Origin of the sequence: Vibrio sonorensis (genome assembly GCF_001854765.1) — a bacterium.
Classification (GTDB): Bacteria; Pseudomonadota; Gammaproteobacteria; order Enterobacterales; family Vibrionaceae; genus Vibrio; species Vibrio sonorensis.
In genome coordinates this window covers 58,189-83,515 of sequence record NZ_LJJE01000069.1, presented here as the reverse complement: position 1 = coordinate 83,515, position 25,327 = coordinate 58,189, and the positions used below count along the sequence as shown (strand labels likewise).

Sequence of the window (25,327 nt, the reverse complement as noted above, 5' to 3'; positions counted from 1 at the left end):
ACATATGATTACCATTGAAAACGTAAGTAAAACCTTTGGTCAAACCGATGTTGTAAAAGAAGCGACGACGGCCTTTGACAAAGGGAAAGTCACGGCAATTATCGGCCCGAATGGAGCAGGGAAAAGTACGCTGCTCTCCATGGCCAGTCGATTACTATCAAAAGACAGTGGCCGTGTGATTATTGACAGCAAAGAGTTAGAAGAGTGGGACACCCGCTCTTTAGCTAAGAAACTGGCGGTATTGAGGCAGGCTAACTCCGTCACTATGCGATTTACGGTGCGAGAACTGATTTCGTTTGGTCGATTTCCTCATAGCCAAGGCAAGCTTAATAGCGACGATCACGCTGCCATCGACAAAGCGATAGAGTACCTCGATCTCTCCACTATTTCCGAACGTTACTTAGATGAGTTAAGTGGTGGTCAAAGACAGTTGGCATTTATTGCCATGGTCATTGCTCAAGATACGGATTTTGTATTCCTCGACGAGCCATTGAACAACTTGGATATCAAACACTCATTGCAAATTATGCGCAATATTCGCCGATTGGCCGAAGAGATGAATAAAGCGGTAGTGGTGGTTATCCACGATATTAATTTTGCGGCTTGCTACTGCGACACAATCGTGGCGTTAAAGAAAGGGTCAATTGTTGCACAAGGCGACGTCGAAGAAGTCATCACTTCTTCAACATTAGAACGTATTTATGAGACCCCGTTTAATATTATCGAAGTGAATGGTCGTCGTATGTGTACCTATCACTAACATTGCTATTTGGTTAAATCATCAATGATCGGGCACGTACTTTCTGCGTTGCCCGGACATGCATCTACCCATTCTGCCAATTGCTTTTCAATCTCTTGAAGGTGAGCAATCTTATGTCTTACTTCGGTAAGCTTTAACGCCGCTTTGGTTTTTACTTCACTGCTCTTGCGGCTTGGATTGTTGGCCAGTTGCACAAACTCTTTGCATTCAGCTAAAGAAAACCCGGCATTTTTTGCACGTGATACCAAGTTAAGTTGTTGAAGGTGTTTTTCACTGTATTCTCGGTAACCAGATTCAGTTCTCGGTGGAGTGGCAATAATTCCTTTCTCTTCATACAGCCGAATCGATTTTGTCGACAGTCCGGTTATTTCCGCTACAGTACCAATGTTCATATACCACTCCCATTTTAAAGCCATGAGCCAACTAACTATTCAAACCAAATGATTTTGTTGTCAGCTCGTTTAGTTTATCCCTATTTGGGTTTAAGCACTATCGCTTAGCTAACTGTGCTGGAGGGACTCCATAAGCTTTCTTAAATGCGATCGTGAAGTTGGCAGGGTGGTTATATCCCGCTTCGTATGCGGCTTCGGTAATGCTCACAAGTCCGCGCTCAAGGTGTTGCTTGGCAACATCCAGTCTTCGACTGCGAATGTAGCTGTTGACGGTCACGCCGATCTGCTGTCGAAACTTGCGCTGTAGGTTAGATACGCTCATCGCAAATTTTTCTGCTAAGGACTCTAAGGTAAGTTCGTCGGCCAGATTAAGCTCTATGTAGCTAATAATATCTTCGACACTGTTGCGATGCACTTGTGATAAACCGTCGTCGTGTGAAAGTACTTTGGTGTGCTCAATCTGCTCGATGACCTTCGACATGATTAATAGCGAGAGTGATTCAAATTTTAGTGTGCCTTTAAGGCCCGTTTCCTGTTTTGAATCCAAAGCTTTTTGAATGAGAAGCGCAAGTTCTCGGTCAATAGGAAAACGGATATGGTTTAGGTGACCAGAAGTCAAAAGGTGAGTTGGGCAGTCTGGGTCCGTTCGGCTATCTAGCCAATCCGGTGCCATCATCAGGTTTATTTTAATGATGTCGTTGTTTTTAAAAATACGACGACGGAAGTTTACCGGTTTGGCAAGGTTGACCAATACACCCATACCACCGTGTATGGCGTTTAGGTTAAATTCCAGCTCATCATAACTAAAACTAAGCCTTCCTTTGAGCAACAGAGTGATAATAAAAGACTTTGGCGCAGTTGATACCACGTTCGAATCAATCAACTCATGGCTGCGGCTTCCGTGCATGGTAAAGCCGTCTTCGCAATGATGAGAGATAAACTGGCCTTCTACCAGTGCCGCTCGTGCAGTCCTCGTTTGACCGACTATTATCTGTTTTTCCGATTCTTCTATTTTCTCTGTAATCGCCACCTTATGCATCTTGGGGCGTACAACTTGAGCTCTTGTCATTGGTTGTTTCTCATAACTGCTATGCGATTTTGCATAACTAAATTACCTTTCCGTTAATAGGAATGAAACTTATCATACCTGCGAATTATTATCATTTGTATTTGAGAAGAAACTTCATGGAAACTATAAAAAAAACTACCCTAAGCAAGTCAGTGGTTTGTTTAGCGGTAGGTATGGCACTCTCAGCCGGTGCCTTTGCCGAAGAAACTACCCAGTTAGACGAGGTTGTCGTTTGGGGTACAAAAGTAACTAGTAGCTCAGAGTCTCTGGTTTCTGACGATATGTCGCTAAAGCAAGCGGACCATATGTCTGATTTATTGCGCGAAATTCCTGGTGTCGACGTGGGTGGTACCCACTCAGTTAACCAAAGTATCAATATCCGTGGTCTGCGCGAGACGGACTTAGATATTCGCCTAGATGGCGCGTCACAGCACGCTAACATGTTCCACCATATCGGTAACCTTACTTTAAACCCAGATATTTTAAAGTCTGCGGATATTCAAGTAGGTAACAACTCAGTATTGCAAAATGGTCTTGGTGGTTCGGTACTATTTGAAACCAAAGATGCGAAAGATTTGCTATTGGGCGACCAACAGATTGGCGCACGTTACTACGGTGGCTTCGCTTCTAACGATTTAGTTCAAGGTTCGATGACTGTATATGGTCTGCTTTCCGATAGAGTTGACACTTTGGTATACGGCCAGTTTGTTGAGCGAGACAATGCAGAAGATGGCAACGGCGTTGAGCAGTTAGGTGCTGCTGGTAAACAACACAATATCCTAGCGAAACTTGGATTTGAGCCGTCTGATGGTCACCGATTTGAGTTTACTCTAGACTCTTATCGCGATGAAGGTAATTACAACCCGCGCCCAGATATCAACGCCGAGGGTAACTACAAAATCTCTAAGAACAGTACGCTGCCAACTACTTACGAGCGTTTAACGCTTACTGCCTCATACGAACTTGATAAAGAGAACCATCGCGGTAAAACGGTGTTCTACTCGACCAAAACTAATCTTGATCGAGACGAAACTCTTGCTGGCCCAAGATTTGGAGAAAGGCAGTCACGAAACAAGGCTTCAAACGAAAACCAAGGTATCAATGCGATCTTTTACGCTGATTTGCCACTAGGTTCACTCCAGAATGAGCTGGCCTATGGTTTAGATTATATGAAGAAAGAGAGCTCTAATACTCTTGGGAGCACTGGTGAAGAGATAAACGAAGACTCTGTAGCAACCGCAGTCTTTGTCGAAGATACGCTTTATGTATTGCCTTCTCTTTCGTTTACTGCAGGCCTAAGGTTTGACGACTACGAACGAAATGCTGTAGTGGCAAAAAATGACTTCGATGAGTTGACGTGGTCACTGGGTACAGAATGGTATATCACTGATGACTTTGCAGTGTTTGCTAACGCGCGAACTCTGTTTAAAGGTCCTGAACTGATGGAATCTTTCATCTACTACCAAGATACCGCTGTGGTTGCCGATGATTTGAAAGCAGAAACTGGTCTTAACCGCCAAATTGGCTTTAAGTACTCATCTAAGTTCGATGATCACCGAGTTAGCGCAAACCTAACATTATTCAGAACAGATATTGACGACTATATATACGACGCTTATCAAAGAGAAACGCGCAACTACTATCTATCAAACATAGATGATGTAGAGATGGATGGTTTTGAAGCCAGCTTAGGTTATGCGTATCAACAGTTTGCTGCAAAACTATCTTATGCGAAATCTGATATCGCTTATGAAAGTGGACTACCAGTAACACACGTTTCTAGAAGCCAAGATGTAGGTGACAGCATTAACTTTAGTGCTGACTACTATGCAGATTCAGTCGACTTACTACTGGGGTGGAATTCTCAGTTTGTACGTGAAGAAGATAACGTTAAGCAAGGAGCAAAAGCGAAACCTTCATATCATGTTCATAACTTGTATGCTCAGTGGATCCCAGCGGATGTTGATCAGTTAACGGTGACCTTTGGTATCGACAACATCTTTGATGAAACGTATTACTCGCATGCTTCACGTTCTGGTGTTGCGGGACCGACGTTTGCTGACGATTACGAACCCGGTCGTAACGTTAAGCTATCACTGGCTTACCAGTTCTAATCCATATAAGTCCATATAATAAAAGTTGATAACGTTGAGCTTTGCTGCCCGAAAACGGGCAGCTTTTTTTTCTGGAGTAATAATGAAAACGACAAAAGCCGTGATTCAGGCTGAGCAATGCAGCAAGTATCTGGTTGTGTTATGCAGACACTTTGCAAGAAAGGTGAAATCGGAATGGACGGAGACTCAAGGTGAAGTGGAGTTTCCAGTTGGCAAAGCGGCGATGGCGGCCGATGAAAACGCGCAAACTCTTACCATAGTCTGCAGTGCAGAAAATGAAATAAAATTGAAACAGGTTCAATCAATCATAGATTCTCATGTTTCTATGTTTACACGTCGCAACCCAATCGTTCCCGGGTGGGTTGACGTTTAGTTCACATGCTTTCTCTATATGGCGTCTTTAGTAGTAAAGGGCGCCGATTTTGGTCACTGCTCGTACACTCTTTTCTCTGCCATCCCTACCACTTATTGATAGTGTTCAAAGTCTAGCTGTTTAATCTAGCGCTATTTTCCGTTGTAAGCTTGCACTTCTTTTGCTGTTGAGATTATTAAATTTTAACCTCTAAAAAATAACAAATTTGCGGTAGATCAAGAAAGTTGAATATCGATTATGTCGGCTACTAAAATAAAGTTGAAACTATCAAAAAATATTGAATAATGGTGTTGTTCAACGATGAAGCCACGCTTCAGCCTTTATTTTAAACGGGATTCTCTATGTCTAATAAGTATGTATTAGTGATTAATTCTGGCAGCTCATCATTAAAGTTTGCCGTAATTAATGCCGAAAATGGCGAAGCGCCAGTCACTGGACTGGGCGAATGCTTTGGTCTTCCTGAAGCCGTAATCAGTTGGAAGCATCAGGGTGAAAAGAGTGAAGAAAAAATCACTTCCGATGGCGACCATCACCAATACGCGATCAACCGTATTGTCGGATTGATGGAATCTTTGGGTTTTGACCGCGATATCGTCGCAGTGGGCCACCGAATTGTTCACGGCGGAGAAAAGTTCACCTCTACGGTTAGAATTGACCAAAAAGTACTAAAAGAAATTGAGTCTCTATCAGACCTTGCTCCGCTCCACAATCCAGCAGGTGCCAAAGGGATTGAAGCAGCGATGGCGGCGTTCCCTTCACTGCCACAGTTCGCCGTGTTTGATACTGCATTCCACCAGACCATGCCTAAAAAAGCGTTTACTGGCGCTATCTCTAATGAGCTGTACAAAGAGTACGGGATCCGCCGCTACGGTTTCCACGGCACGAGTCATTACTACGTAAGCCGTGAAGCCGCTAAGATGCTCAATAAACCTATCGAGCAATCGAGCTTTATCTCCGTACACCTCGGTAACGGTGCGTCCGTATGTGCGATTAGCAACGGTAAATCTGTCGATACTTCAATGGGCTTTACCCCATTAGCCGGACTAATGATGGGAACGCGCTCTGGTGACCTAGACCCTGGTGTTATCGAATTTTTGATTAAAAAAGGGTGGAGTACTGAAAAGGTATTTGAAACCTTGAACAAAAAATCAGGCTTCTTGGGAGTGTCCGGCTTAACGTCAGATGCCCGTGGTATTTTAGAAGCGATGGAAGAAGGGCATGAAGACGCCAAGCTCGCTTTTGAAGTATTTACTTACCGTGTTGCTAAGTATATTGGCTCTTACCTAATCCCACTTCAAAACCTAGATGCAATTATCTTCACTGGCGGCATTGGTGAAAACTCATTGCCAATTCGCAGAGAGATCTTAAACAATCTAGCGCTATTAGGTTTTAAAGAGGATGTGGCGGGTAACGAAGCCGCTCGATTTGGTGATTCAGGTGTTATCGCACATTCAAAAACTCTTGATGCGGTCGCAATGGCGATCCCAACCAATGAAGAGTTTGTCATTGCTCAGCAGTCGGTAGAACTGTTGTAACCCTTCAGGCAATCAAATCAATAAAAGCGAGCTTAGTGCTCGCTTTTATTATTTTTGGGATTATTCATTGATGGTTTTATTCAACTTAAGCGGGTAATAAAGGTTTGCTCGTCATCGACGAAAGCGACAAATCCGCCGTGGTAGATAAAGACCCTGCCGCGCCCTTCAACCAGACAGGCTAGCTGTGGGTTCAAATCTTCTTGGATCTCTTGGCTTTGCAAGGTTCCAGTATCGGTGATGACGCCGCTGTACTTAGGCAAATAACCGTAGGTGCGCTTGGCTTGATCAATTAAGCTCAATTCGCTAGAGGTAGAGAAGCAAGAAGGGATCTTACCAGCATCTTCGATAAACATAGGTTTTATTTCTTCAAACGCTGTAATCACCAGCCAGTCGATGCCGTTAACATGATGAATAAACATAGAGAGTCTCGATAAAGCTAATGTTGCGATTGTACCACTACCACGGCAAAACGCAGTAGAGATTCAGCTATAAAAGACCATCATTGGCGGTAACCTGGAACATTTACAGAGTAACTCGTCTCAATCGAACGTTTTCGATTGTGATGAAAATTACCACTGTCGCTGTATGGTGACATCTTTTCGCTTTGTGACCCTTTCGTGCGGTCTTAATCTGTGACTATTTAAATGAGCTAATATAAAACACTGATGTAAAGTGCAGTGCATGGGGACCGCTGGTTATTTAATATGTACTGGATTTTCATGGATAGAAGGGGAAGTGGGAGTGGAAGTTAGAGCAGGGGAAGTCAGTGACGTTGAGGCTATTACCGATATCTTTAATTTTTACATCGAGCATACTAACGCGCGCTTTGAAGAACGAGCGTTTACGCTGGAAAATCGTCTAAGTTGGTTCTCTCAGTTTTCGTGTAATAGCAAGCATCAACTTTTCGTCGCTACTCAAGATGGTGAGTTGTTAGGTTTCGCTTGTTCGCAGCCTTATAGGGATATTTCAGCGTTTGAAGATACAGCTGAAGTGACGGTTTACCTTGCTTCAAGTGCAAAAAGGAAAGGTATTGGAGCAGAGCTATATCGGAAACTGTTCAACTCAATATCTGAGTGCGGAGTTCACAGGGTGTTGTCAGGTATCGCATTGCCTAATGACGCCTCAGTTGCGTTACACAAACGTTTTGGTTTCAGAGAAATCGGCGTCTTCAATGAATATGCGAAGAAAAATGGTTTGTACATCAGTTCAGTGTGGATGGAAAAGGGGCTGAACTAAAAATCCTTATTGGATTAACTTTCCTTATAAATACCACTACTTGCGTTGGCTTTGTACCACATCATTTGGCTCTCTGTAACCCAATGTTTTTAGATTTTGACCGTGACTGGTGTTTTTGATAAATCGCCACAGCGAAGCGAGAAAACGTTTGTCTAACTGGTTTGGTTTAATCCATTTATAGTAGAGAGTCAGGTAAGTGACTGAGAATGAGATTAGAGCTAAGGTAACGCCCAATATCTCACTTGTGGTTAATGTATTCATGTTGGAGCCAATAATCGTTTGATAGATTGAATCTATCACAGACTATTCTTGAGTGTAAGCGTGGACTTTTCTACCTATTGTTTACAAAAACTTCAACACAGATTTCAGCTTGTTGACCACGTACAAATCGTGAGATTCGCGCAACCTTTCACCTATTCTGAGCAAACATGGTAGTACCTCATTTTATTGTCACCCTCACGGCAAAACTAAAGAGAAAATTAGAGCCTTGTATCGTCATGGCCATTGACAACGGGCTAAATTTCTTCGTTTACAGTTTAATATTGACCGTTATCACAATACACTTTTCTGTAATTGAAATGCCTAACTTATTGTAGATACTGGATAAATCAAAATAATGAATAGTTTGGCAGGGAGTGAATTCTTGCGCTAGTCACGGTGTGGGCCCAACATGGTGGTCGCACAAGCGCAGGATGGCTAGATAATGAATTCAGTACATGGAACTTGTTCGAAATGTAGGGCTGTGAGTCAATGAAGCAGCTTACTTCGTTTTTGCAAACGAGCTTTAAGCGGTATTACTTCGCGTTTTTGTTCATTCTATTAGGGAATGGGCTGCTCGTTTTATCTGTTGTTTTTCATGCCAATAAAGAAGTGGCATCCTCAAACTATTTGGCACTTTCTAAGGTTGATCAAAATCTCAACCGAATTAAAAACTCTTTTGGCTATCTTCTGCAAAACCACCGTCTTGAACAGAGTTGTGATGAGCTTTTGGTAAAGCTCAGACAAGGGGTTTTTAACACACGAATGGTTAAGGAAGCCGCGGTCTTTAACTCCAATGGACGTTTTTTCTGTTCTAGTAACAAGGGCCACGTCTCGTTCCCGCTATTTAATCAATATCGAGAAGCTTTAGTAGAAAATTATCCTAAACCCACGTTGTCGTATTTAAAAACAGCGATCATTCGTTCTCACGCGTTAGCGTTAATGTTTACTGATGAGTCTGGTTCGGGCATTAGTGTATTGATTCCACCGAGTTACCTTTATCAAATCTTGAACACTGGTAATGACTCTCAAAATTTGTACTTTGAGTTAACGATTGGTGGCAAAACATTAAATGCCTACGAAGGTAAGTTGCCAAAAGTTTTAAATTGGCACCAAGCAAAATCGCAAAATTTCGCAATTGAGTTAACCAACAAGGTAGGCTTTGACTATTACTTAGACCACTTAGCGTCTGCGGTGTGGCTGAATATCTTGTTGACGAGCTTGATTATCACGGCTTATGTAATGGGTCAAAGAAGTCAGATTTCTAGAAACAGTTTAGAATTTGCACTGACCAATGCGTTAAGAAAGGGCTATTTCGAGTGCCATTATCAGCCGATATACAGAGCGCAGGGCAAACAGCTTATTGGTTGCGAAGCTTTGTTGCGTTGGAACGACCCCGTACGCGGATTTGTATCACCGGAAATTTTTATCCCGTTAGCCGAGAAGCTGAACTTAATCGATAGGCTTACTGAAATTGTCATCGACTTAACGATGTCTATGTTGCTTGAAAATCAACAGGCCTTTGCTGGTAAGTACATAAGTATCAATATTAGTCGTCGCTCGTTATTGAATGGTCGAGTGATAGATTGGGTTGAGATGTTAGAACTTAGATATCCAAAACTCAGACATCAAATCGTGTTTGAAATCACGGAAAAAGGTGAGTTTGATGAAAGGGATATGAAGGCGGCAAAACGGGCACTTGATGTCATAGAACGCGCAGGCATGCGCATTGCTATTGATGATTTTGGTACAGGGTATTCCGGTTTAGACTTTATTGCGCAACTGCCGTTTAGCATAATGAAAATCGACAGAGTGTTTGTGAACAATTTGACTAATCAATCGGCTATCGTTCCTGTACTTAAGTCAATGTTAAATCTGGCACAAAGCAGAAGTATGGCAGTGATAGTTGAGGGTGTCGAAGACAAACGGCAATTAGACATTTTAACTGATATCGGTTTTGAATATATCCAAGGCTATTTCTTTGATCGACCTATGCCGTCTAATCAATTGTTGGAAAAGCTGGATGTCAAAACAGAGGTCGACCAAGCGCCTGCTTTCTCCATATCCTAGTTATTGCTTAAAATGACTTGCTAGGCCATGCGCGATTTACTTTGGAAGCGGGGTACTTGCCTAGTTGTTGACAGATCTCTTTTCCTACTTGGATTAGCGCTTCTAAATTGATGTTAGTCTGAACGCCAAGACCGTCGAGTAAGTAAACTACGTCTTCGGTAGCGACATTTCCACTTGCGCCCGGAGCATAAGGGCACCCCCCAACCCCGCGACACTACTATCAACGACTTCTATACCCATTTGTAAGGATTGAAAGATATTGGTCAGGGCTTGTCCATAAGTATCGTGGAAATGAACGGCAATAGAAGAAGTAGGTATGTGCTGTTGCAAATGAGTAAGCAATAAACTGACCCGATTGGGAGTTGCTTTACCTAGAGTGTCACCGATGGATATTTCATAGCAGCCCATCTTGTGTAGTGTTTGCGCCAATTTAGTAGCTCTCAAGGGCTCGGTTTGCCCCTCAAATGGGCAGTCAAACGCACAAGATAGATATCCGCGAACGGGAATACCATGCTCCTTAGCCATATTCACCACGGGAACAAATCGTTGCAAGCTTTCTTCAATTGAGCAGTGAATATTGCGCTGACAAAAGCTTTCTGAAGAAGAAGTGAAGATGGCAATTTCATCGGCGTTATGCACGATTGCTTGTTGCGCGCCTTTTAAATTGGGTGTCAGAGCTGAATAACGCGTGTTGGCTTTTCTTTCTATGCCGTCTAATACCAAACTTGACTGCGCCATCTGAGGTACGCGTTTTTCAGAAACGAATGCACCAGCTTCAATATACCGCAACCCAGTCGCAGATAATTGATTGATGAATGCGATTCTCTGGCCGACGTCGAGCGAGGTTTCGTTTTGCAAACCATCTCTAGGCCCCACTTCTACGATTTTTACTTTTTTTGCAATACCCATGCTTCAATCCTTTGAGCGAGTAACCCAAATCGGTGCGCGTTTTTCTAAGAAAGCAGACACGCCTTCTTTACCATCTTTCGAAGCCCTAGCAAGGGCAATGGCTTGGCTGGTTAAGTCAATCAAGGCGTTATCAATTTTGCTTTCATCGCAATCAAAACACAGAGCCTTGGAGCGGCGTATCGCCTGAGGAGAGTTTGACAATACTGACTCAATAAGCTGTTGTGACTGTGTTTGAAGCTCAAGGTGGTCAGCACAAATCTGATGAAGAACGCCTAGCGCACGAGCTTGTTCGCCATTAAATGGGGTGGCGGTGAGCATGTAAAATCGCGCTTGACGCACACCCATTGCTCTGACGACATAAGGAGAGATAGTGGCAGGAACTAAGCCAAGTTTTGTTTCGCTTAGACAATACTGACTGTTAGTGAGGCCTATTGCTATATCGCAACAGCAAATGAGCCCAAGAGCACCGCCGTACGCATTGCCTTGAACTAGTGCTATTGTGGGTACAGGGAAGGTGTCTAACTTATAGAGAAGTTGAGCAAGGGCAGAGGCGTCGCTTAGGTTTTCATCATAGTTGGCAGCAGACATAGCCAACATCCATTTTAAATCTGCACCAGCGGAAAAGTGCTTTCCGTTGGCCCTCAGCACTAAACACTTAACCTCCGCGTTGTGGTAGTAAGTCTCAAGAGTTGTAGTCAAAAGGGCAATAGTGTTGGAGTCAAAGGCATTCGACTTTTCAGGTCGGTTTAATGTAATTAGCAATATGCCCCTGTTATCGAGTTCAGATAACACAGTGGATAGACGCTCAGTACGCTCTGATTCCATATAACACCTCTACATTCTAAAAATACCAAATTTTGTAGGCGCTTTTGGCGCTGTCTGACTGACATCCAAAGCAGTCCCTAGAACGTGCCGAGTCTCTTTTGGGTCAATAATGCCGTCGTCCCAAAGTCGGGCGCTAGCATAAAGTGGATGCCCTTGATTCTCATACTGCTCAAGCGTTGCTCGTCTGAGTTCTTTGAGTTCAGCTTCTGAAATGGATTGGCCTTTTCTTTTATAAGTATCCTTTTTAACCTGACACAATACGCTTGCGGCTTGTTCTCCACCCATCACTGATATACGGGCATTGGGCCACATCCAGATCATAGTGGGGTCATAGGCTCGCCCACACATGCCATAGTTGCCGGCGCCGTAAGAGCCGCCAATGATAACGGTGAACTTAGGTACGTCGGCACACGCCACCGCCATCACCAATTTCGCTCCGTGTTTGGCGATACCTCCGGATTCCGCTTTGCTGCCTACCATGAATCCAGTGATGTTTTGCAGAAAAACCAAAGGGATGTTTCTTTGGCAACAGAGCTGAATAAAGTGGGCCCCTTTTTGCGCGGACTCTGAAAAGAGAATGCCATTATTAGCGATTAATCCGACAAGGTGGCCGTGTATTCTAGCGAAGCCACATACCAAGGTGCTGCCGTACAGCGCCTTAAACTCGTCGAACTCAGAATCGTCAACGATTCTCGCAATGACATCTCTACTGTCGAACGAAAGGCGTAAATCTGCACTGACCACACCATAAATATCCTCTATGGGGTATTTGGGGTTTCGATACTCTTTCTGGGGAAGAGGGGAAAGGTGGCTGTTTTTAATGGCATCTCTTACTAGTTGTATGCCGTGAAGGTCGTTGTCCGCATAGTAATCTGCAACGCCTGACTTTCTGCAGTGAGTATCAGCGCCGCCCAGCAGCTCTTGAGTAACCTCTTCACCAGTGGCGGCTTTTACTAGTGGGGGACCGGCAAGAAATACACATGCCTGCTGTTTCACCATGATGGAGATGTCTGCCATAGCGGGAATATAGGCTCCGCCAGCGGTGCACAAACCGGATACTAGCGCGATCTGAGGTATCCCTTGGGCTGACATTCGGGCTTGGTTGTAGAAGATACGGCCAAAGTGGTCACGATCGGGAAATACTTCCGATTGATAAGGTAAGTTTGCTCCGCCTGAATCGACTAAATAGATACAGGGGAGGTGGCATTTTTCCGCGATTTCTTGAGCGCGTAGGTGTTTTTTCACGGTTAATGGGTAATAGGTCCCGCCTTTCACCGTTGGATCGTTAGCAAGGATCATACAATGTATACCCTGCACTAATCCGATACCCGCAATCACACCCGCGCAGGGAACAGGCTCGTCATAGACCTGCCAAGCTGCGAAAGCACCGATTTCAAGAAGCTCAGTACCGTCATCGATTAAAGATTCAATCTTCTCCCTTGCCGGAAGCTTTCCTTTGGCTCTTAGTTTGTCCTGTGCAGCTTTTCCCCCTCCCAAATGAATACTCTGCAAGTTGGAGTGCATTGAAGAGACCAACAGAGACATAGCTTCGAAGTTAGCCTGATACATGGGGTCGTCTTTGCGGAGTTTATCGGGAAGTATGGCCATACGGTTGCTCCTATCGACTTTCGTTAAATAGTTCTCGACCGATCAGCATACGCCTGATCTCTGAGGTTCCCGCACCAATCTCATACAACTTGGCGTCACGTAGCAGTCGACCCGCGGGGTAATCATTTACATAGCCATTACCCCCTAAGAGCTGAATGGTATCTAAAGCACATTGTGTAGCGAGTTCTGCGCTAAAAAGAATCACCCCAGCAGCATCTTTACGGGTTTGCTCCCCTCTATCGCAGGCCATTGCGACGCTGTAGACATAGGCGCGAGCTGAATTCATTTTGGTGTACATATCTGCTAACTTAGCCTGCACTAACTGAAACTCACCAATAGATTGACCAAACTGCTTTCTTTGATGCACGTATGGAAGGATTAAGTCTAGGCAGGCCTGCATGATCCCCAATGGGCCACCAGCTAGGACAACACGCTCATAATCGAGTCCGCTCATCAAGACGTTTACCCCTTGGTTTTCACCTCCTAGCAGCGCATGTTTGGGGACCTGACAATTTTGAAATACGAGTTCGCAAGTATTGGAGCCTCGCATACCGAGTTTGTCGAGTTTTTGTGCGTGGGAAAAACCCTCGTAGTTTGACTCTATAATAAATGCGGAAATTCCCTTAGACCCCTTGTCCAATTGAGTTTTGGCGTAAACCACTAAGGTGTGTGCATCAGGCCCGTTAGTAATCCACATCTTGTTACCGTTTAGCGTATATCCATGGGCCGTGGTGTCGGCTTTTAAAGTCATACTAACCACATCAGATCCAGCATTGGCTTCACTCATAGCTAATGCGCCAACATGCTCTCCACTTATAAGTTGAGGAAGGTACTTTTGTTTTTGCTCTTGGCTGCCATTTTTAAAAATTTGATTCACACAAAGATTGGAATGGGCGCCATAGCTTAAACCGACGGAAGCGGACGCTCGGCTTATCTCTTCCATAGCGATGACGTGGGCCAAGTAGCCCATGTTAACTCCGCCATACTCTTCACTAACCGTAATTCCAAGCAAACCGAGCTCTCCGAGCATTTTCCATAGGTGGTTAGGGAAAGCGTTGTTAGTGTCTATCTGGGCGGCAAGTGGAGCGATCTCATTGCTTGCGAATGAGTGCACAAGATCTCGCAACTGATTAAGTGAGGGATCGAGTCCAAAGTTAAGGGGAATATACGAAGAGTCCATATCGCCTCCAACAGGTCATTGCCCCTTTCTGAAGGGGGTTCAATGCCAGCGAAGGCGACAGCTTAGAAAGCGGTTAGGCTTGTTGCTCGGTTAGCGCTTGATGACACCGTGCCTTGGCATCGTCAAGTTCTTGCATTACCGCTTCGATATCATCGAGCTGACGCTGCAAGTGAGCCTGTTTGTCGTCGATTATTGCCAGCATTTTATTTAGCTGCACATCGCCGCGATTGGTGTCGTACAACTCAAAAAGTTCTTTAATCTCAGCAAGAGAAAAACCGAGTCGCTTGCCTCTTAAAATGAGCTTTAACCGGATCTTGTCCCGGCGTTCATAAATTCGAGTAATCCCTTTTCGCTTGGGATGGATCAGCCCCATATCTTCATAAAAGCGAATACTACGTGTGGTGACGTCGAATTCTTTAGCCAAATCGCTGATCTTAAATGTTTCCATCAATATCTGTCCTTACACTTAACGGCGACAGTATGCACTGCTTGGGCTTGAAATATTAAATATTGCTTGAACCAATTTGGTTTGGTTTTGTTATTTCTTTACGTTAACGTAAATGTTAGTGCTATGCTTACCAAGACGTCAAGAAATACTAAGCGTTATTTATAGCGACGGGGAGGCCACCATGCCTGACGAAGTTTGTATTCTTGCAGCAAAGCGAACGCCAATCGGAAGGTTTCAAGGTAAGCTCAAGGCTTACACTGCACCAGTGTTGGGTGGCTTTGCTATTTCCGCACTATTTGATTACCACGGATTGTCTAAATCTCTCATTGACGAGCTTTATTTTGGATGCGTTTTGACCGCAGGATTGGGACAAGCACCAGCAAGACAAGCGGGTTTGAAAGGCGGACTATCTGAAAGTACTCCCTGTTCAACGGTAAACAAAGTATGCGGTTCAGGGATGAAAGCAGTAATGCTGGCCTACGACAGTGTAAGATTAGGTGCGGCTAACCACATTATAGCTGGTGGCATGGAGAGTATGAGCAACGCTCCTTACTTACTTAGCAAGGCCCGTTCTGGATTAAAAATGGGGCACGCTAACTGCTTGGACCATATGTTTACTGATGGTCTTGAAGATGCGTACGAAGGGCATTTAATGGGGGTTTACGCGCAGCAAACCGCCGATCATTTAAATTACACACGCAAAGAGATGGACAACTGGGCGATTCTATCTGCACAACGCGCCAAACAAGCGCAACAGTCTCATGAGAGTGAATGCGAAATCGTACCTATTGCCACTAGTTCGAAAAGTGATGATGCGGAAATACTCGATCACGATGAGCACGCTACTTACATAGACATCGAAAAAATTGCAACGCTAAAACCCGTCTTTCACGAACAAGGCACGATCACTGCGGCAAACTCCAGCGCGATTTCTGATGGTGCAGCAGCGCTCCACATAACTTCGTTGGCAGAAGCTAAACGTCTCAATAAAGAACCACTGGCGCTGATAAAGGGCCACTCCACACACGCTCGCACACCTGCGGAGTTTACTTTAGCCCCTGTTTTTGCCATTGAACATCTTTTATCTCAATTAGATTGGCAAATTGATGAAGTGGACCTTTGGGAGATCAACGAAGCGTTTGCGGTCGTCACTCAACTAGCGATCAAGCAACTCGGTATCGATGGAGACAAGGTAAATGTCAAGGGGGGCGCTTGCGCTTTAGGGCATCCAATTGGTGCGACAGGCGCACGTATTATAGTGACCCTAGCTCACAGCATGAATGCGCTAAAAGAGCTGCAAATTCGAAACGGTGTTGATAAGCCGGTACGAGGTATCGCGTCGCTTTGCATCGGTGGTGGTGAGGCAACGGCTATTGCTATAGAAGTACCTTAATTCTAAAAAACGAAAGACTTAAATCCAGCTTATTGAATGAGTGAGGGAACGATAATGACACAACCCGTACCACTATTTATTGATGGGAAGTTTTGTGACTCATCTACGTCAGAATGGATGGAAGTGACTAACCCAGCAAACAACCAAGTAATCGCCCAACTTCCTTGTGCGACGGAAGCCGAGTTGCAAAGAGCGATCCAAAGTGCCTCGTCTGCTTTTGCGAACTGGAGTGAAACACCAGTTTCTGAACGGGCTCGTGTAATGCTTAGATACCAACATTTGCTAAAAAAACATCATGAAGAGTTGGCTTATGTCGTTTCCAAAGAAACAGGTAAAACCCAAGTCGACGCAAAAGGAGACGTGTGGCGCGGTATTGAAGTCGTAGAGCAAGCGGCAAACATCGCATCCCTCACAATGGGTGAGACAGTAGAAAATGTGGCCTCCGATATCGACTGCTATTCACTGGTTCAACCTTTAGGTGTCTGCTGCGGTATTACCCCATTTAATTTCCCTGCCATGATCCCTTTGTGGATGTTTCCGCTGGCAATTGCCTGCGGCAATACTTTCGTACTAAAACCTTCTGAACAAGTACCGCTAACGGCAGTCCGATTGGCGGAACTGTTTAAAGAGGCTGGAGCGCCCGACGGCGTACTCCAAGTGGTTCACGGAGGAAAAGAACAAGTTGACTATTTGCTGTCAGATTCGAACATTCGCGCGATTTCGTTTGTAGGCTCAGTCCCTGTTGCAAGGTATATCTATCAAAAAGGAACGCAAAACTTAAAACGAGTACAAGCTTTTGCTGGTGCGAAAAATCACATGGTCATTATGCCAGATGCCAATCCCGATCAGGTCGTAGACAATTTGGTCGGCGCGTCAGTGGGGGCTGCTGGTCAACGTTGTATGGCAATTTCAGTGGCTGTGTTTGTTGGCGACTCCAATCAGTGGATCTCAAAACTCGCCAAAGCGATGAAACCGGTTAAACCGGGCGCATGGAATGATAAAAAAGCGGCATTTGGACCTCTAATCAGTCAAGCAGCCAGAGAACGAGTACTAGGGCTGATTGAGCAAGGAAAGCAAGAAGGTGCTAACTGTCTGGTCGATGGCAGCGATTGTGAAGTTGGCGACTACCCCGATGGTAATTGGGTTGGTCCAACGCTGTTTAGTGGTGTTGACACAAAGATGGCCATCTACCAGCAGGAGATATTTGGCCCAGTACTTATCTGTATTGAAGTTGATTCACTGGATGAAGCGATCGAGCTGGTAAACGATAATCCATACGGCAACGGTACTTCAATATTTACTTCCAGCGGGGCGGCGGCCAGAAAGTACCAGCATCGAGTTCAAGTCGGTCAGGTCGGAATCAATGTGCCTATTCCCGTTCCTTTGCCATTTTTCTCCTTTACTGGATGGCGTGGCAGTTTTTACGGCGATTTACACGCATACGGAAAACAAGCGGTGCGCTTCTACACTGAAACCAAAACTGTTACCGCTAAGTGGTTTGACGACCCTGTTTCTAGTGGCATCAATATGAGCATACATCTCAAGTAGCTACTTCTGTGAGGAGGTCGGTATGGATTTTGAGCTAAATGAACAGCAACGCGCATTTGTACAGGCAGCACAGCAGTTTTCAAAAGAACATCTGGCGCCAAATGCCGCTCGTTGGGATAAGGAATCAATATTTCCCAAGGAAGTACTCGCAAAAGCGGGGGAGATGGGATTTATGGGTCTTTATTCTCCCCAAGAGTACGGCGGTTTGGAGCTGAGTAGACTCGACTCGTCACTGGTGTTCGAGCAGCTTTCAATGGGCTGCACCTCAACGACCGCCTACATGACAATTCACAACATGGTGTCATGGATGGTTGCTACCTATGGGACAGAGTCAGCGAAAGAGAACTTCTGTCCCGAACTGATTTCGGGTAATTGGCTAGGTTCCTATTGCTTGACCGAGCCCAACTCCGGTTCTGATGCTGCATCTTTAAAATCCACGGCGACCAAATCAGATAGTCACTATTACTTGAGCGGAACAAAAGCGTTTATCTCAGGTGCGGGGGAAACCGACGTCTTGGTGGTTATGGCGCAAACACTTTCAGATGACAAGCAAAAGGGTATATCGGCCTTCGTTGTGCCTGCCACTGCAGAAGGCATTACGTTCGGACGAAAGGAAGAGAAAATGGGTTGGAACAGCCAGCCGACGCGGAGTATTACTTTTGACGATGTTGCACTGCCAAAAAACGCCTTACTCGGCCAAGAGGGAGAGGGATTTAAAATTGCAATGAGGGGGCTTGATGGAGGCCGCATCAACATAGCGACGTGTTCAATAGGAACGGCGCAACAGGCATTTAATACCGCTGTTCAATACGTCAACGAAAGAAAGCAATTTGGGAAACCGTTAGCCAGTTTTCAGGCCTTACAGTTCAAACTTGCAGATATGGTGACAGAGCTTGTTGCTGCGAGACAAATGGTTAGATACGCGGCGTTTAAGTTGGATCAAAAAGCCATTGATGCTACCGCGTACTGTGCAATGGCAAAGCAGTTTGCGACTGATATAGCCATGCGTGTATGTGACCAAGCGCTGCAACTTCACGGCGGGTATGGATACACGCGAGAGTACCCCTTGGAAAGACATTTTAGAGACGTAAGAGTCCATCAAATTCTTGAAGGCACCAATGAGATTATGAGGCTAATCACGGCGAGAGAAGTGTTGAAGCAAGGCGCTAATCTTCTGTAATAGAGGAGTTTCGAAATGGATACAATTAATTGCGAACGAAGAGGAAACATCGCAATCCTGAGGAATAATAATCCTCCTGCAAACACGTGGACTTTAGAGAGTCTTATCGAGCTCAAAACTATTGTTAGTCAGGTAGAGCAAGAGAAAAATATCTACGCTTTGGTGCTCACAGGTTGTGGTGAAAAATTCTTTTCAGCCGGAGCAGACCTCAATGCATTTGCCGATGGGAGTAAAACAAGTGCATCTGACATGGCAACAGCGTTTAGCCAAGCCTTTGAAGCTTTAAGCCAGTTTTCAGGAGTGACCATTGCTGCGATTAACGGTTATGCAATGGGAGGAGGGCTGGAGGCCGCTTTAGCCTGTGATATTAGGATTGTTGAAAAACACGCGAAGTTGGCATTGCCAGAGGCAAAAGTGGGTCTATTGCCTTGTGCTGGCGGTACGCAGAATCTCACTATGTTAGTGGGAGAAGGGTGGGCTAAACGTGTCATATTGTGTGGTGAGACGCTTGATGCAGAGCGGGCTTTGCGCATTGGGCTGACAGAAGAGCTTGTCGAAAAAGGAGAGAGTTTGTCACGGGCTATCCAATTAGCGGATTCGGTGGCAGGGCAATCACCTGTATCAGTTGCTGCGTGTAAGCGACTCATTCAAGCACATCGCCATACATCCCATGCACATGCTCTTGTCAGTGAGCGCGACGAATTTTTGCGACTGTTTGACAGCAAAGATCAGAAAGAGGGTGTGAATGCGTTTTTAGAAAAGCGACAACCTCATTGGGCTAAAGACTAAGTATTGGAGTGTTTATGGCAGATACAGTGAGATTTGAAGAGCGCCAATGTATAGACGGGCAGAGTGTTTTAGCCATAGCTACCCTAAGTAACCCAGCTTCGCTAAATGCGCTCACCTACAAAATGCTGGATTTACTGAACGATAAGCTTAAGGAATGGCAGGAAAGGTCCGAAGTCAAAATGGTTTTCCTTCAAGGTGAAGGAGATAAATCATTCTGTGCAGGTGGTGATGTAAGAACCATGTATCGCGTTATGTCGCAAGGAGACGAAGAGGAAACCGTGGAGTTTTGCACGCGGTATTTCTCTTTAGAGTACGAATGCGACTACCGGATCCACACCTACCCCAAACCAATCATAGGCTGGGGTGAGGGGATTGTCATGGGGGGAGGGATAGGCCTGTTTAACGGTTGTAGCCACAAAGTGGTAACGCCCAACTCGCGCTTGGCAATGCCCGAAATTCATATCGGACTGTTTCCTGATGTAGGAGGTACTTGGTTTCTTAATCGCATGGATGAAGGTATTGGGCTGTTTCTGGGTTTAACGGGCGCGATAATCAATGCGCAAGATGCTCTGGACACCAAGCTTGCAGATTGGGTGCTACGTTGTGAGAACAAAGTAAGATTACTCAAATCACTACTCGGAGCAAACTGGGCAGCTCACGAACCAGAGCACATTATTAAACCTATTCTTGATGAGCTGGCGATAGAAACCCAACCCTACTGTCCAGAAGCACAACTACGTCCAGTCTGGAGAGATATACAAAACGCATGTACTAATGGTGATTTGATGGACGTAGTGGCAAATGTTCTCTCCCTTGAAGGGGAAGAGGAGTGGTTGCGCAAAGCGAAAAAAGGGTTGAGTGAGGGCAGTGCTATATCAGCTCACATCACTTATCGACAAGTAAGGAAATACGACCACCTAAGCTTAGAAGACTGCTTTAAGCTAGAGCTGATCCTCGCCGTTCGTTCGGCGCTTCTTGGTGAATTTGAAGAAGGGGTTCGTTCTAGACTAATCGATAAAGATGGCAAGCCAGAGTGGTTGTTTGATGACGTGTCTCTAGTAACGACTTCAACTATAGATTTGTTGTTTACATCATTGTGGACACCTGACGAACACCCGTTGGCGAATCTAGGCAGCAACAAGGATGAATAATATGAAAACCATCACTGTTATTGGCGTGGGAAATATGGGCGCGCCTATGGCTGACAACCTAATAAGTTCAGGCTATCAGGTAGTCGTTTTTGATCTCAACCCTTCACTGACCGCCCCGTTTAAAAGTCGGGCGAAAGTCGCTCTAAATACCGAGGATGCGGTAGCAGATAGTGACTGCGTGATCACTATGCTCCCCGCAGGAGAACAGGTCAAAAGTGTTTATTTGGGAGACGAAAATCAACACAACGGCTTGTTTGATATAGTGGAAGTAAAACCTTGCTGATCGACTCGTCGACAATTGACCCTGCTTCGGCCAAACAGGTGGCTGCCCGCGCACAAGAAAGAGGTTTTGACTTTGTGGATGCGCCAGTTTCCGGAGGGTGGCAGGTGCAAAGGCAGGAACACTAACCTTTATTGTGGGTGGTAGTGAAAAAGCATTTAAGAGAGCAGAAAAAGTGCTAAAACACATGGGTAAAAATGTGTTTCACGCAGGTAATGCAGGGGATGGTCAAATGGCTAAAATTTGCAATAACCTGCTACTTGGTATTTTGATGTCTGGGACCTGTGAAGCCCTCTCTCTAGGCGTGAAAAATGGACTGGATGCAAAAGTGCTGTCCGACATTATGCTGCAAAGCTCGGGACGCAACTGGGTTTTAGAACTTTATAATCCCTGTCCAGGAGTCATGGAAAACGCTCCAGCTTCAAATGACTACCACCCGGGATTTATGAGCAAGTTGATGCTAAAAGATCTCGGTCTGGGTATTGAAGTTGCAACCCAAAGCCAATCAAGTATTCCAATGGGGTCACTGGCTCGCAATATATACGCGATGCACAACAGCATGGGCAATGAAGAGCTGGACTTTTCAAGCCTATTCAAACTTTTTCAAGACCAAAGCTAACAAAAATTCCAACTAGCGCCTATTGGAGGTTAACGATGGATTTAAGTGGAAAAGTAATTGCGGTAACTGGTGCGGCACAAGGGATCGGGGCGTCCATATGCCAAGAGTTATCGGCCGCAGGCGCGGATTTGGCATTGATTGATCTCAACACCGACGGGCTGTTGCGAACTCAAGCATTGCTGGATACCGAAAGTGAAACCTATCCAATAGACATTACCGACGAATCCAGCGTAGAAGCGACCTTTGCACAGATTGTAAAAAAGTGGGGAAGGCTCGATGGCTTGGTCAATAATGCCGGCATTTTAGCTGATGGCTTGCTGGTAAAAAGAACGGATAAGTCAATCAGTAAAATGAGCTTAGCTCAGTTTGAAAGCGTAATTAAGGTCAATCTAATTGGAACATTTTTGTGTGGTCGAGAAGCGGTTGCCAGCATGCTTAACTGTCAGTCTAAAGGGGTCATTATTAATATCTCTTCGGTTGCGAGAGCTGGCAATATAGGACAGAGCAATTACAGTGCGTCTAAAGCAGCAGTGGCAACACTTGCCGTAGGGTGGGGTAAAGAGCTAGCCCGCCATGGGATAAGAGCCGCGGCTATTGCCCCTGGCGTCGTTAAGACTGAAATGATAGATGCACTTAAAGACCAAGCAAAAGAGAGGCTGAATGCCTCAATACCCCTAGGTAGGGTCGCCCTTCCTATAGAAATTGCCAAGGGAGTGAGGTTTATATTAGAAAATGATTACTATACGGCACGAGTCTTAGAGCTAGATGGCGGACTGGTGTTCTAGACTGGAATTGAATTTCTGCACGATTATGTGCTTATGACGTTCTGCTCCCTCACTTAATATTCTTTTATTGCAGCTATTTGGCATAAAACGATATCATAAAGGCCATTAAATCTATTTAGACCTTGTGATATGTCAGACGAAGAACTAGCGCTAGCGTGGATGCGTCAGCAAGCGAGCAAAATCGACCCTTATATGGAAAGCGCCACTTTTGACGAGTGTGCAGAGCTGCTTGCCCCAGCATTTAAAAAAGGGAAAAGTGTCGCTCAGCTACGGTTTTTACTCGGAGAAGCTGACCGCAGGGCTGGCGCGGCAGAACGCAAACACGCGGCGCTTAAATATGCCAAAGAAAAAAGTCCCAACGCGGGACAAATTTTGCGTTTGCAAAGCAAACTTCAAAGAGTTGAACTTGCCCTTAAACTGTCCACTGGTGATAACAATATGACGATATCTCAGTTTTGTGCGGAGTATGATGTTAGTAAGCGAGACGGTAACAATGCTTGGCACGAAAAACTCGTTCAACAAAATAAAAAGAGATAGTGTAAAGAAAATGCTTTTTTCTCTCGATCGATATGCGAGATTCAAAAGAATATTTCGGCGAAAACACGTTATTATCCTAAATACTCTGTTTAAATTTATTTAACTTTCCACTCTATTAACGCTTACCTGATAACGGATGATATCTAGTTTGAATTCCGTAACTTACCTAGGCACTATATCAAATCACCTTAAGGCGTAGCGGCGCGCTACGTATAATTTTTCACGGAGAGAAAAGATGATTGCGAGAGAGTGGAAAGCAACCTGCCCAAAGAAACATGAGGAGGGATTTATTGCCTATTTGTACGAAACAGGAATCAAAGATTCTTCCGCTGTAGAAGGCTTTAGAGGTGCTCAGATTTTTAAGCGAGATAAAGAGAACGAAATTGAAATCACCTTGATTACATATTGGCAAGATTTAGAGTGTATTAAAGCGTTTTCTGGTGAAGATATTGGTGTTGCCAGACTGTATCCAGAAGACGAAAAGTACCAACTGAAACCAGATCTTCATGTTCTCCACTATAAAGTGCTCGAAAATGAGTGGCGCTAAAACTGAAATCGACGGATAACGAACTGTACTCAAATCCCCATCACTTTTCACTTCCTATTTTCATACAAAAAGTAAAACGCTCCACTCGGTGGGGTGTTTAGCTGTTCATGCGCTTATTACTAGCGATATATTGGGCAGTAGATCGCATATGCGAAATATATAGCGGAATTATGAGAGCGTTCAAGTTAATCGTATTGTAAATACCTTAATATTAGTGTGGTTAATAAGATTAAGGTTATCAATATGTTGTATTTAGAATTTCTCTTTTTACTGATAATGCTTTACGTTGGTTCCCGCTTTGGCGGTATTGGCCTTGGTGTTATATCGGGCATTGGTTTAGTGGTTCAAGTATTTATATTTGGTATGCCACCAACGTCGCCGCCAGTGACGGTAATGCTCATCATATTGGCCGTTGTTACTTGTGCTTCGATTCTTGAAGCGGCTGGTGGGCTTAAATTTATGCTGCAAGTGGCAGAAAGGATATTAAGGAAGAACCCTAAAAACGTAACACTAATCGCTCCCTTTGTTACTTACACTATGACGTTTATGTTGGGTACTGGTCACGCCGTTTATTCGGTGATGCCGATTATTGGCGACGTAGCTCTTAAGAACGGTATTCGCCCAGAACGCCCTATGGCTGCAGCTTCAGTAGCTTCACAAATTGCTATTACAGCGTCACCTATTTCAGCTGCTGTTGTTTATTACCTTGCCCAGTTATCGGGGATCCAAACTGAACTGACCTTAGTTTCCATTCTAATGATTACGGTTCCCGCTACTTTGTGTGGCACTTTGCTTATGGCACTTTACAGTGTTCGTCGCGGTAAAGAGCTGGTGGACGATCCGGAGTATAAGCGTCGTTTAGAAGACCCATATTGGCGAAACAAAATCGAAAATACGACGGCAACAAGTCTCGATGAAGTGTTGCCAGCTTCGGCGAGAAACTCGGTTCTAATCTTTTTAGCCGCTCTGGTGTCTATTGTTTTTATTGCTATGTTCCCCGAAATTCGCACTGTTGTTGAAGGTGAGAAGCCAATCAAAATGTCAGTAATTATCCAAATGATGATGCTCGCATTTGGTGGTTTAATACTGCTTTTAACAAAAACGGACCCCAAAAAAGTTCCAGAAGGCGTTGTGTTTAAATCTGGGATGGTCGCGGCCATTGCAATATTTGGTATCGCGTGGATGTCAGATACCTACTTTAAATATGCATTGCCAGAGTTTAAAGAAGGGATCATCGGTATGGTTACTGAATACCTTGGTCTTTTGCCTTTGCACTATTTATTGTTTCGGTGGTAGTGAACTCACAAGCGGCGACGGCTCGTATGATGTTACCAGTGGGGTTAGGTCTTGGTTTAGAACCAGCGCTTCTTATCGGTATTATGCCAGCGGTGTATGGATACTTCTTTATTCCAAATTATCCTTCTGATATCGCGACGGTGAACTTCGATTCTTCCGGCACGACAAAGATAGGTAAATGGTACTTTAATCATTCATTTATGAGTGTTGGTCTTATTGGTGTAGTCTCTGCCTGTTTTGTTGGTTACATGTTGGGGCAACTGTTTCTAGGTTAATACGGAGAAAAACGATAAAGCCGTTCTAAGGAACGGCTTTATATTAGTAACATCACTCTATCCCTCACTTTTACCACCTAAGTAACTTCGTTCAGAAACCTGTCTTTTATTTGTTATCACACAATTATTTGAATAATCGAAAAGAAGCAC

The 25,327-nt window shown here is 44.7% G+C and carries 22 protein-coding genes and 3 pseudogenes; 16 read left to right on the top strand and 9 right to left on the bottom strand.

The genetic code is table 11. The annotated features are described in order from the left end of the window. Window positions 1-4 precede the first annotated feature (4 nt). Entirely contained in the window at window positions 5-760 is a 756-nt protein-coding gene (gene vctC / locus BLO31_RS12525; RefSeq protein ID WP_070966942.1) for an iron chelate ABC transporter ATP-binding protein VctC, read from the top strand. A gap of 5 nt (window positions 761-765) precedes the next feature. On the opposite strand, the gene cueR is transcribed toward vctC, so the two are convergent. Then, complete coding sequence (cueR, locus tag BLO31_RS12520) at window positions 766-1,152, bottom strand: Cu(I)-responsive transcriptional regulator (RefSeq protein WP_070966939.1); 387 nt, start codon at window positions 1,150-1,152, stop codon at window positions 766-768. A 97-nt stretch (window positions 1,153-1,249) separates the two neighbouring features. Further along, window positions 1,250-2,221, bottom strand: coding sequence for a helix-turn-helix domain-containing protein (locus BLO31_RS12515; protein ID WP_070966935.1), 972 nt, complete (start codon window positions 2,219-2,221; stop codon window positions 1,250-1,252). A gap of 116 nt (window positions 2,222-2,337) precedes the next feature. Here BLO31_RS12515 and BLO31_RS12510 point away from each other — a divergent pair, with 116 nt between their 5' ends. From BLO31_RS12510 to BLO31_RS12500, 3 genes are all read left to right on the top strand, one after another. Next, window positions 2,338-4,335 carry a TonB-dependent siderophore receptor gene (locus tag BLO31_RS12510; RefSeq protein ID WP_070966931.1) on the top strand — a complete coding sequence of 666 codons (1,998 nt, stop codon included), beginning with the start codon at window positions 2,338-2,340 and terminating at the stop codon, window positions 4,333-4,335. An 82-nt stretch (window positions 4,336-4,417) separates the two neighbouring features. Continuing rightward, window positions 4,418-4,708 carry a DUF2218 domain-containing protein gene (locus tag BLO31_RS12505; protein ID WP_070966928.1) on the top strand — a complete coding sequence of 97 codons (291 nt, stop codon included), beginning with the start codon at window positions 4,418-4,420 and terminating at the stop codon, window positions 4,706-4,708. A 341-nt stretch (window positions 4,709-5,049) separates the two neighbouring features. Next, window positions 5,050-6,243 (top strand): acetate/propionate family kinase, encoded by a 1,194-nt coding sequence (locus tag BLO31_RS12500; RefSeq protein WP_070966924.1) that lies wholly within the window; start codon window positions 5,050-5,052, stop codon window positions 6,241-6,243. An 80-nt stretch (window positions 6,244-6,323) separates the two neighbouring features. Here the strand turns inward: BLO31_RS12500 and BLO31_RS12495 are convergent, their stop codons facing one another. After that, the gene (locus BLO31_RS12495) at window positions 6,324-6,662 is read right to left on the bottom strand and encodes a cytosolic protein (RefSeq protein WP_070966920.1); all 339 of its coding nucleotides are present in this window, start codon (window positions 6,660-6,662) and stop codon (window positions 6,324-6,326) included. 322 nt (window positions 6,663-6,984) lie between these two features. Between BLO31_RS12495 and BLO31_RS12490 the strand changes: the two genes are divergently transcribed. After that, the gene (locus BLO31_RS12490) at window positions 6,985-7,479 is read left to right on the top strand and encodes a GNAT family N-acetyltransferase (RefSeq protein ID WP_070966916.1); all 495 of its coding nucleotides are present in this window, start codon (window positions 6,985-6,987) and stop codon (window positions 7,477-7,479) included. Window positions 7,480-7,515: 36 nt separating this feature from the next. Here BLO31_RS12490 and BLO31_RS12485 read toward each other — a convergent pair whose 3' ends face one another. After that, a complete protein-coding gene (locus tag BLO31_RS12485; protein ID WP_245688492.1) occupies window positions 7,516-7,779 on the bottom strand; it encodes a hypothetical protein in 264 nt (87 codons plus the stop codon). 450 nt (window positions 7,780-8,229) lie between these two features. On the opposite strand from BLO31_RS12485, the gene BLO31_RS12480 reads away from it, so the two are divergent. Further along, a complete protein-coding gene (locus BLO31_RS12480; RefSeq protein ID WP_070966913.1) occupies window positions 8,230-9,807 on the top strand; it encodes an EAL domain-containing protein in 1,578 nt (525 codons plus the stop codon). 7 nt (window positions 9,808-9,814) lie between these two features. On the opposite strand, the pseudogene BLO31_RS12475 reads toward BLO31_RS12480, so the two are convergent. The 5 genes and pseudogenes from BLO31_RS12475 to BLO31_RS12455 form a co-directional block, all read right to left on the bottom strand. Further along, a pseudogene (locus BLO31_RS12475) lies at window positions 9,815-10,716 on the bottom strand (hydroxymethylglutaryl-CoA lyase). Between the two features lie 3 nt (window positions 10,717-10,719). After that, window positions 10,720-11,541, bottom strand: coding sequence for an enoyl-CoA hydratase-related protein (locus BLO31_RS12470; protein ID WP_070966909.1), 822 nt, complete (start codon window positions 11,539-11,541; stop codon window positions 10,720-10,722). Between the two features lie 9 nt (window positions 11,542-11,550). Next, the gene (locus BLO31_RS12465; protein ID WP_070966906.1) at window positions 11,551-13,149 is read right to left on the bottom strand and encodes a carboxyl transferase domain-containing protein; all 1,599 of its coding nucleotides are present in this window, start codon (window positions 13,147-13,149) and stop codon (window positions 11,551-11,553) included. 10 nt (window positions 13,150-13,159) lie between these two features. Continuing rightward, window positions 13,160-14,329, bottom strand: coding sequence for an isovaleryl-CoA dehydrogenase (locus BLO31_RS12460; RefSeq protein WP_070966903.1), 1,170 nt, complete (start codon window positions 14,327-14,329; stop codon window positions 13,160-13,162). A 73-nt stretch (window positions 14,330-14,402) separates the two neighbouring features. Continuing rightward, window positions 14,403-14,777, bottom strand: coding sequence for a MerR family transcriptional regulator (locus BLO31_RS12455; protein ID WP_070966899.1), 375 nt, complete (start codon window positions 14,775-14,777; stop codon window positions 14,403-14,405). Window positions 14,778-14,958: 181 nt separating this feature from the next. On the opposite strand from BLO31_RS12455, the gene BLO31_RS12450 reads away from it, so the two are divergent. The 10 genes and pseudogenes from BLO31_RS12450 (at window position 14,959) to BLO31_RS12405 (ending at window position 25,177) form a co-directional block, all read left to right on the top strand. After that, window positions 14,959-16,170: a thiolase family protein gene (locus tag BLO31_RS12450; RefSeq protein ID WP_070966896.1), complete on the top strand. Its 1,212-nt coding sequence runs from the start codon at window positions 14,959-14,961 to the stop codon at window positions 16,168-16,170. 54 nt (window positions 16,171-16,224) lie between these two features. Beyond that, a complete protein-coding gene (locus BLO31_RS12445; RefSeq protein ID WP_070966893.1) occupies window positions 16,225-17,718 on the top strand; it encodes a CoA-acylating methylmalonate-semialdehyde dehydrogenase in 1,494 nt (497 codons plus the stop codon). Window positions 17,719-17,740: 22 nt separating this feature from the next. Beyond that, entirely contained in the window at window positions 17,741-18,898 is a 1,158-nt protein-coding gene (locus tag BLO31_RS12440) for an acyl-CoA dehydrogenase family protein (protein ID WP_070966890.1), read from the top strand. 15 nt (window positions 18,899-18,913) lie between these two features. Then, window positions 18,914-19,687 carry an enoyl-CoA hydratase gene (locus tag BLO31_RS12435; protein WP_070966885.1) on the top strand — a complete coding sequence of 258 codons (774 nt, stop codon included), beginning with the start codon at window positions 18,914-18,916 and terminating at the stop codon, window positions 19,685-19,687. A 14-nt stretch (window positions 19,688-19,701) separates the two neighbouring features. Continuing rightward, a complete protein-coding gene (locus BLO31_RS12430; RefSeq protein ID WP_070966880.1) occupies window positions 19,702-20,838 on the top strand; it encodes an enoyl-CoA hydratase/isomerase family protein in 1,137 nt (378 codons plus the stop codon). A 1-nt stretch (window position 20,839) separates the two neighbouring features. Then, window positions 20,840-21,737 (top strand): annotated as a pseudogene (gene mmsB / locus BLO31_RS12425) (3-hydroxyisobutyrate dehydrogenase). A 35-nt stretch (window positions 21,738-21,772) separates the two neighbouring features. Beyond that, complete coding sequence (locus BLO31_RS12420; protein WP_070966877.1) at window positions 21,773-22,522, top strand: SDR family NAD(P)-dependent oxidoreductase; 750 nt, start codon at window positions 21,773-21,775, stop codon at window positions 22,520-22,522. 129 nt (window positions 22,523-22,651) lie between these two features. After that, complete coding sequence (locus BLO31_RS12415) at window positions 22,652-23,059, top strand: hypothetical protein (RefSeq protein ID WP_070966873.1); 408 nt, start codon at window positions 22,652-22,654, stop codon at window positions 23,057-23,059. Window positions 23,060-23,294: 235 nt separating this feature from the next. After that, window positions 23,295-23,606, top strand: coding sequence for an antibiotic biosynthesis monooxygenase family protein (locus tag BLO31_RS12410; RefSeq protein ID WP_070966870.1), 312 nt, complete (start codon window positions 23,295-23,297; stop codon window positions 23,604-23,606). 243 nt (window positions 23,607-23,849) lie between these two features. Further along, window positions 23,850-25,177, top strand: a pseudogene (locus BLO31_RS12405) (anaerobic C4-dicarboxylate transporter). Window positions 25,178-25,327: the final 150 nt, after the last annotated feature.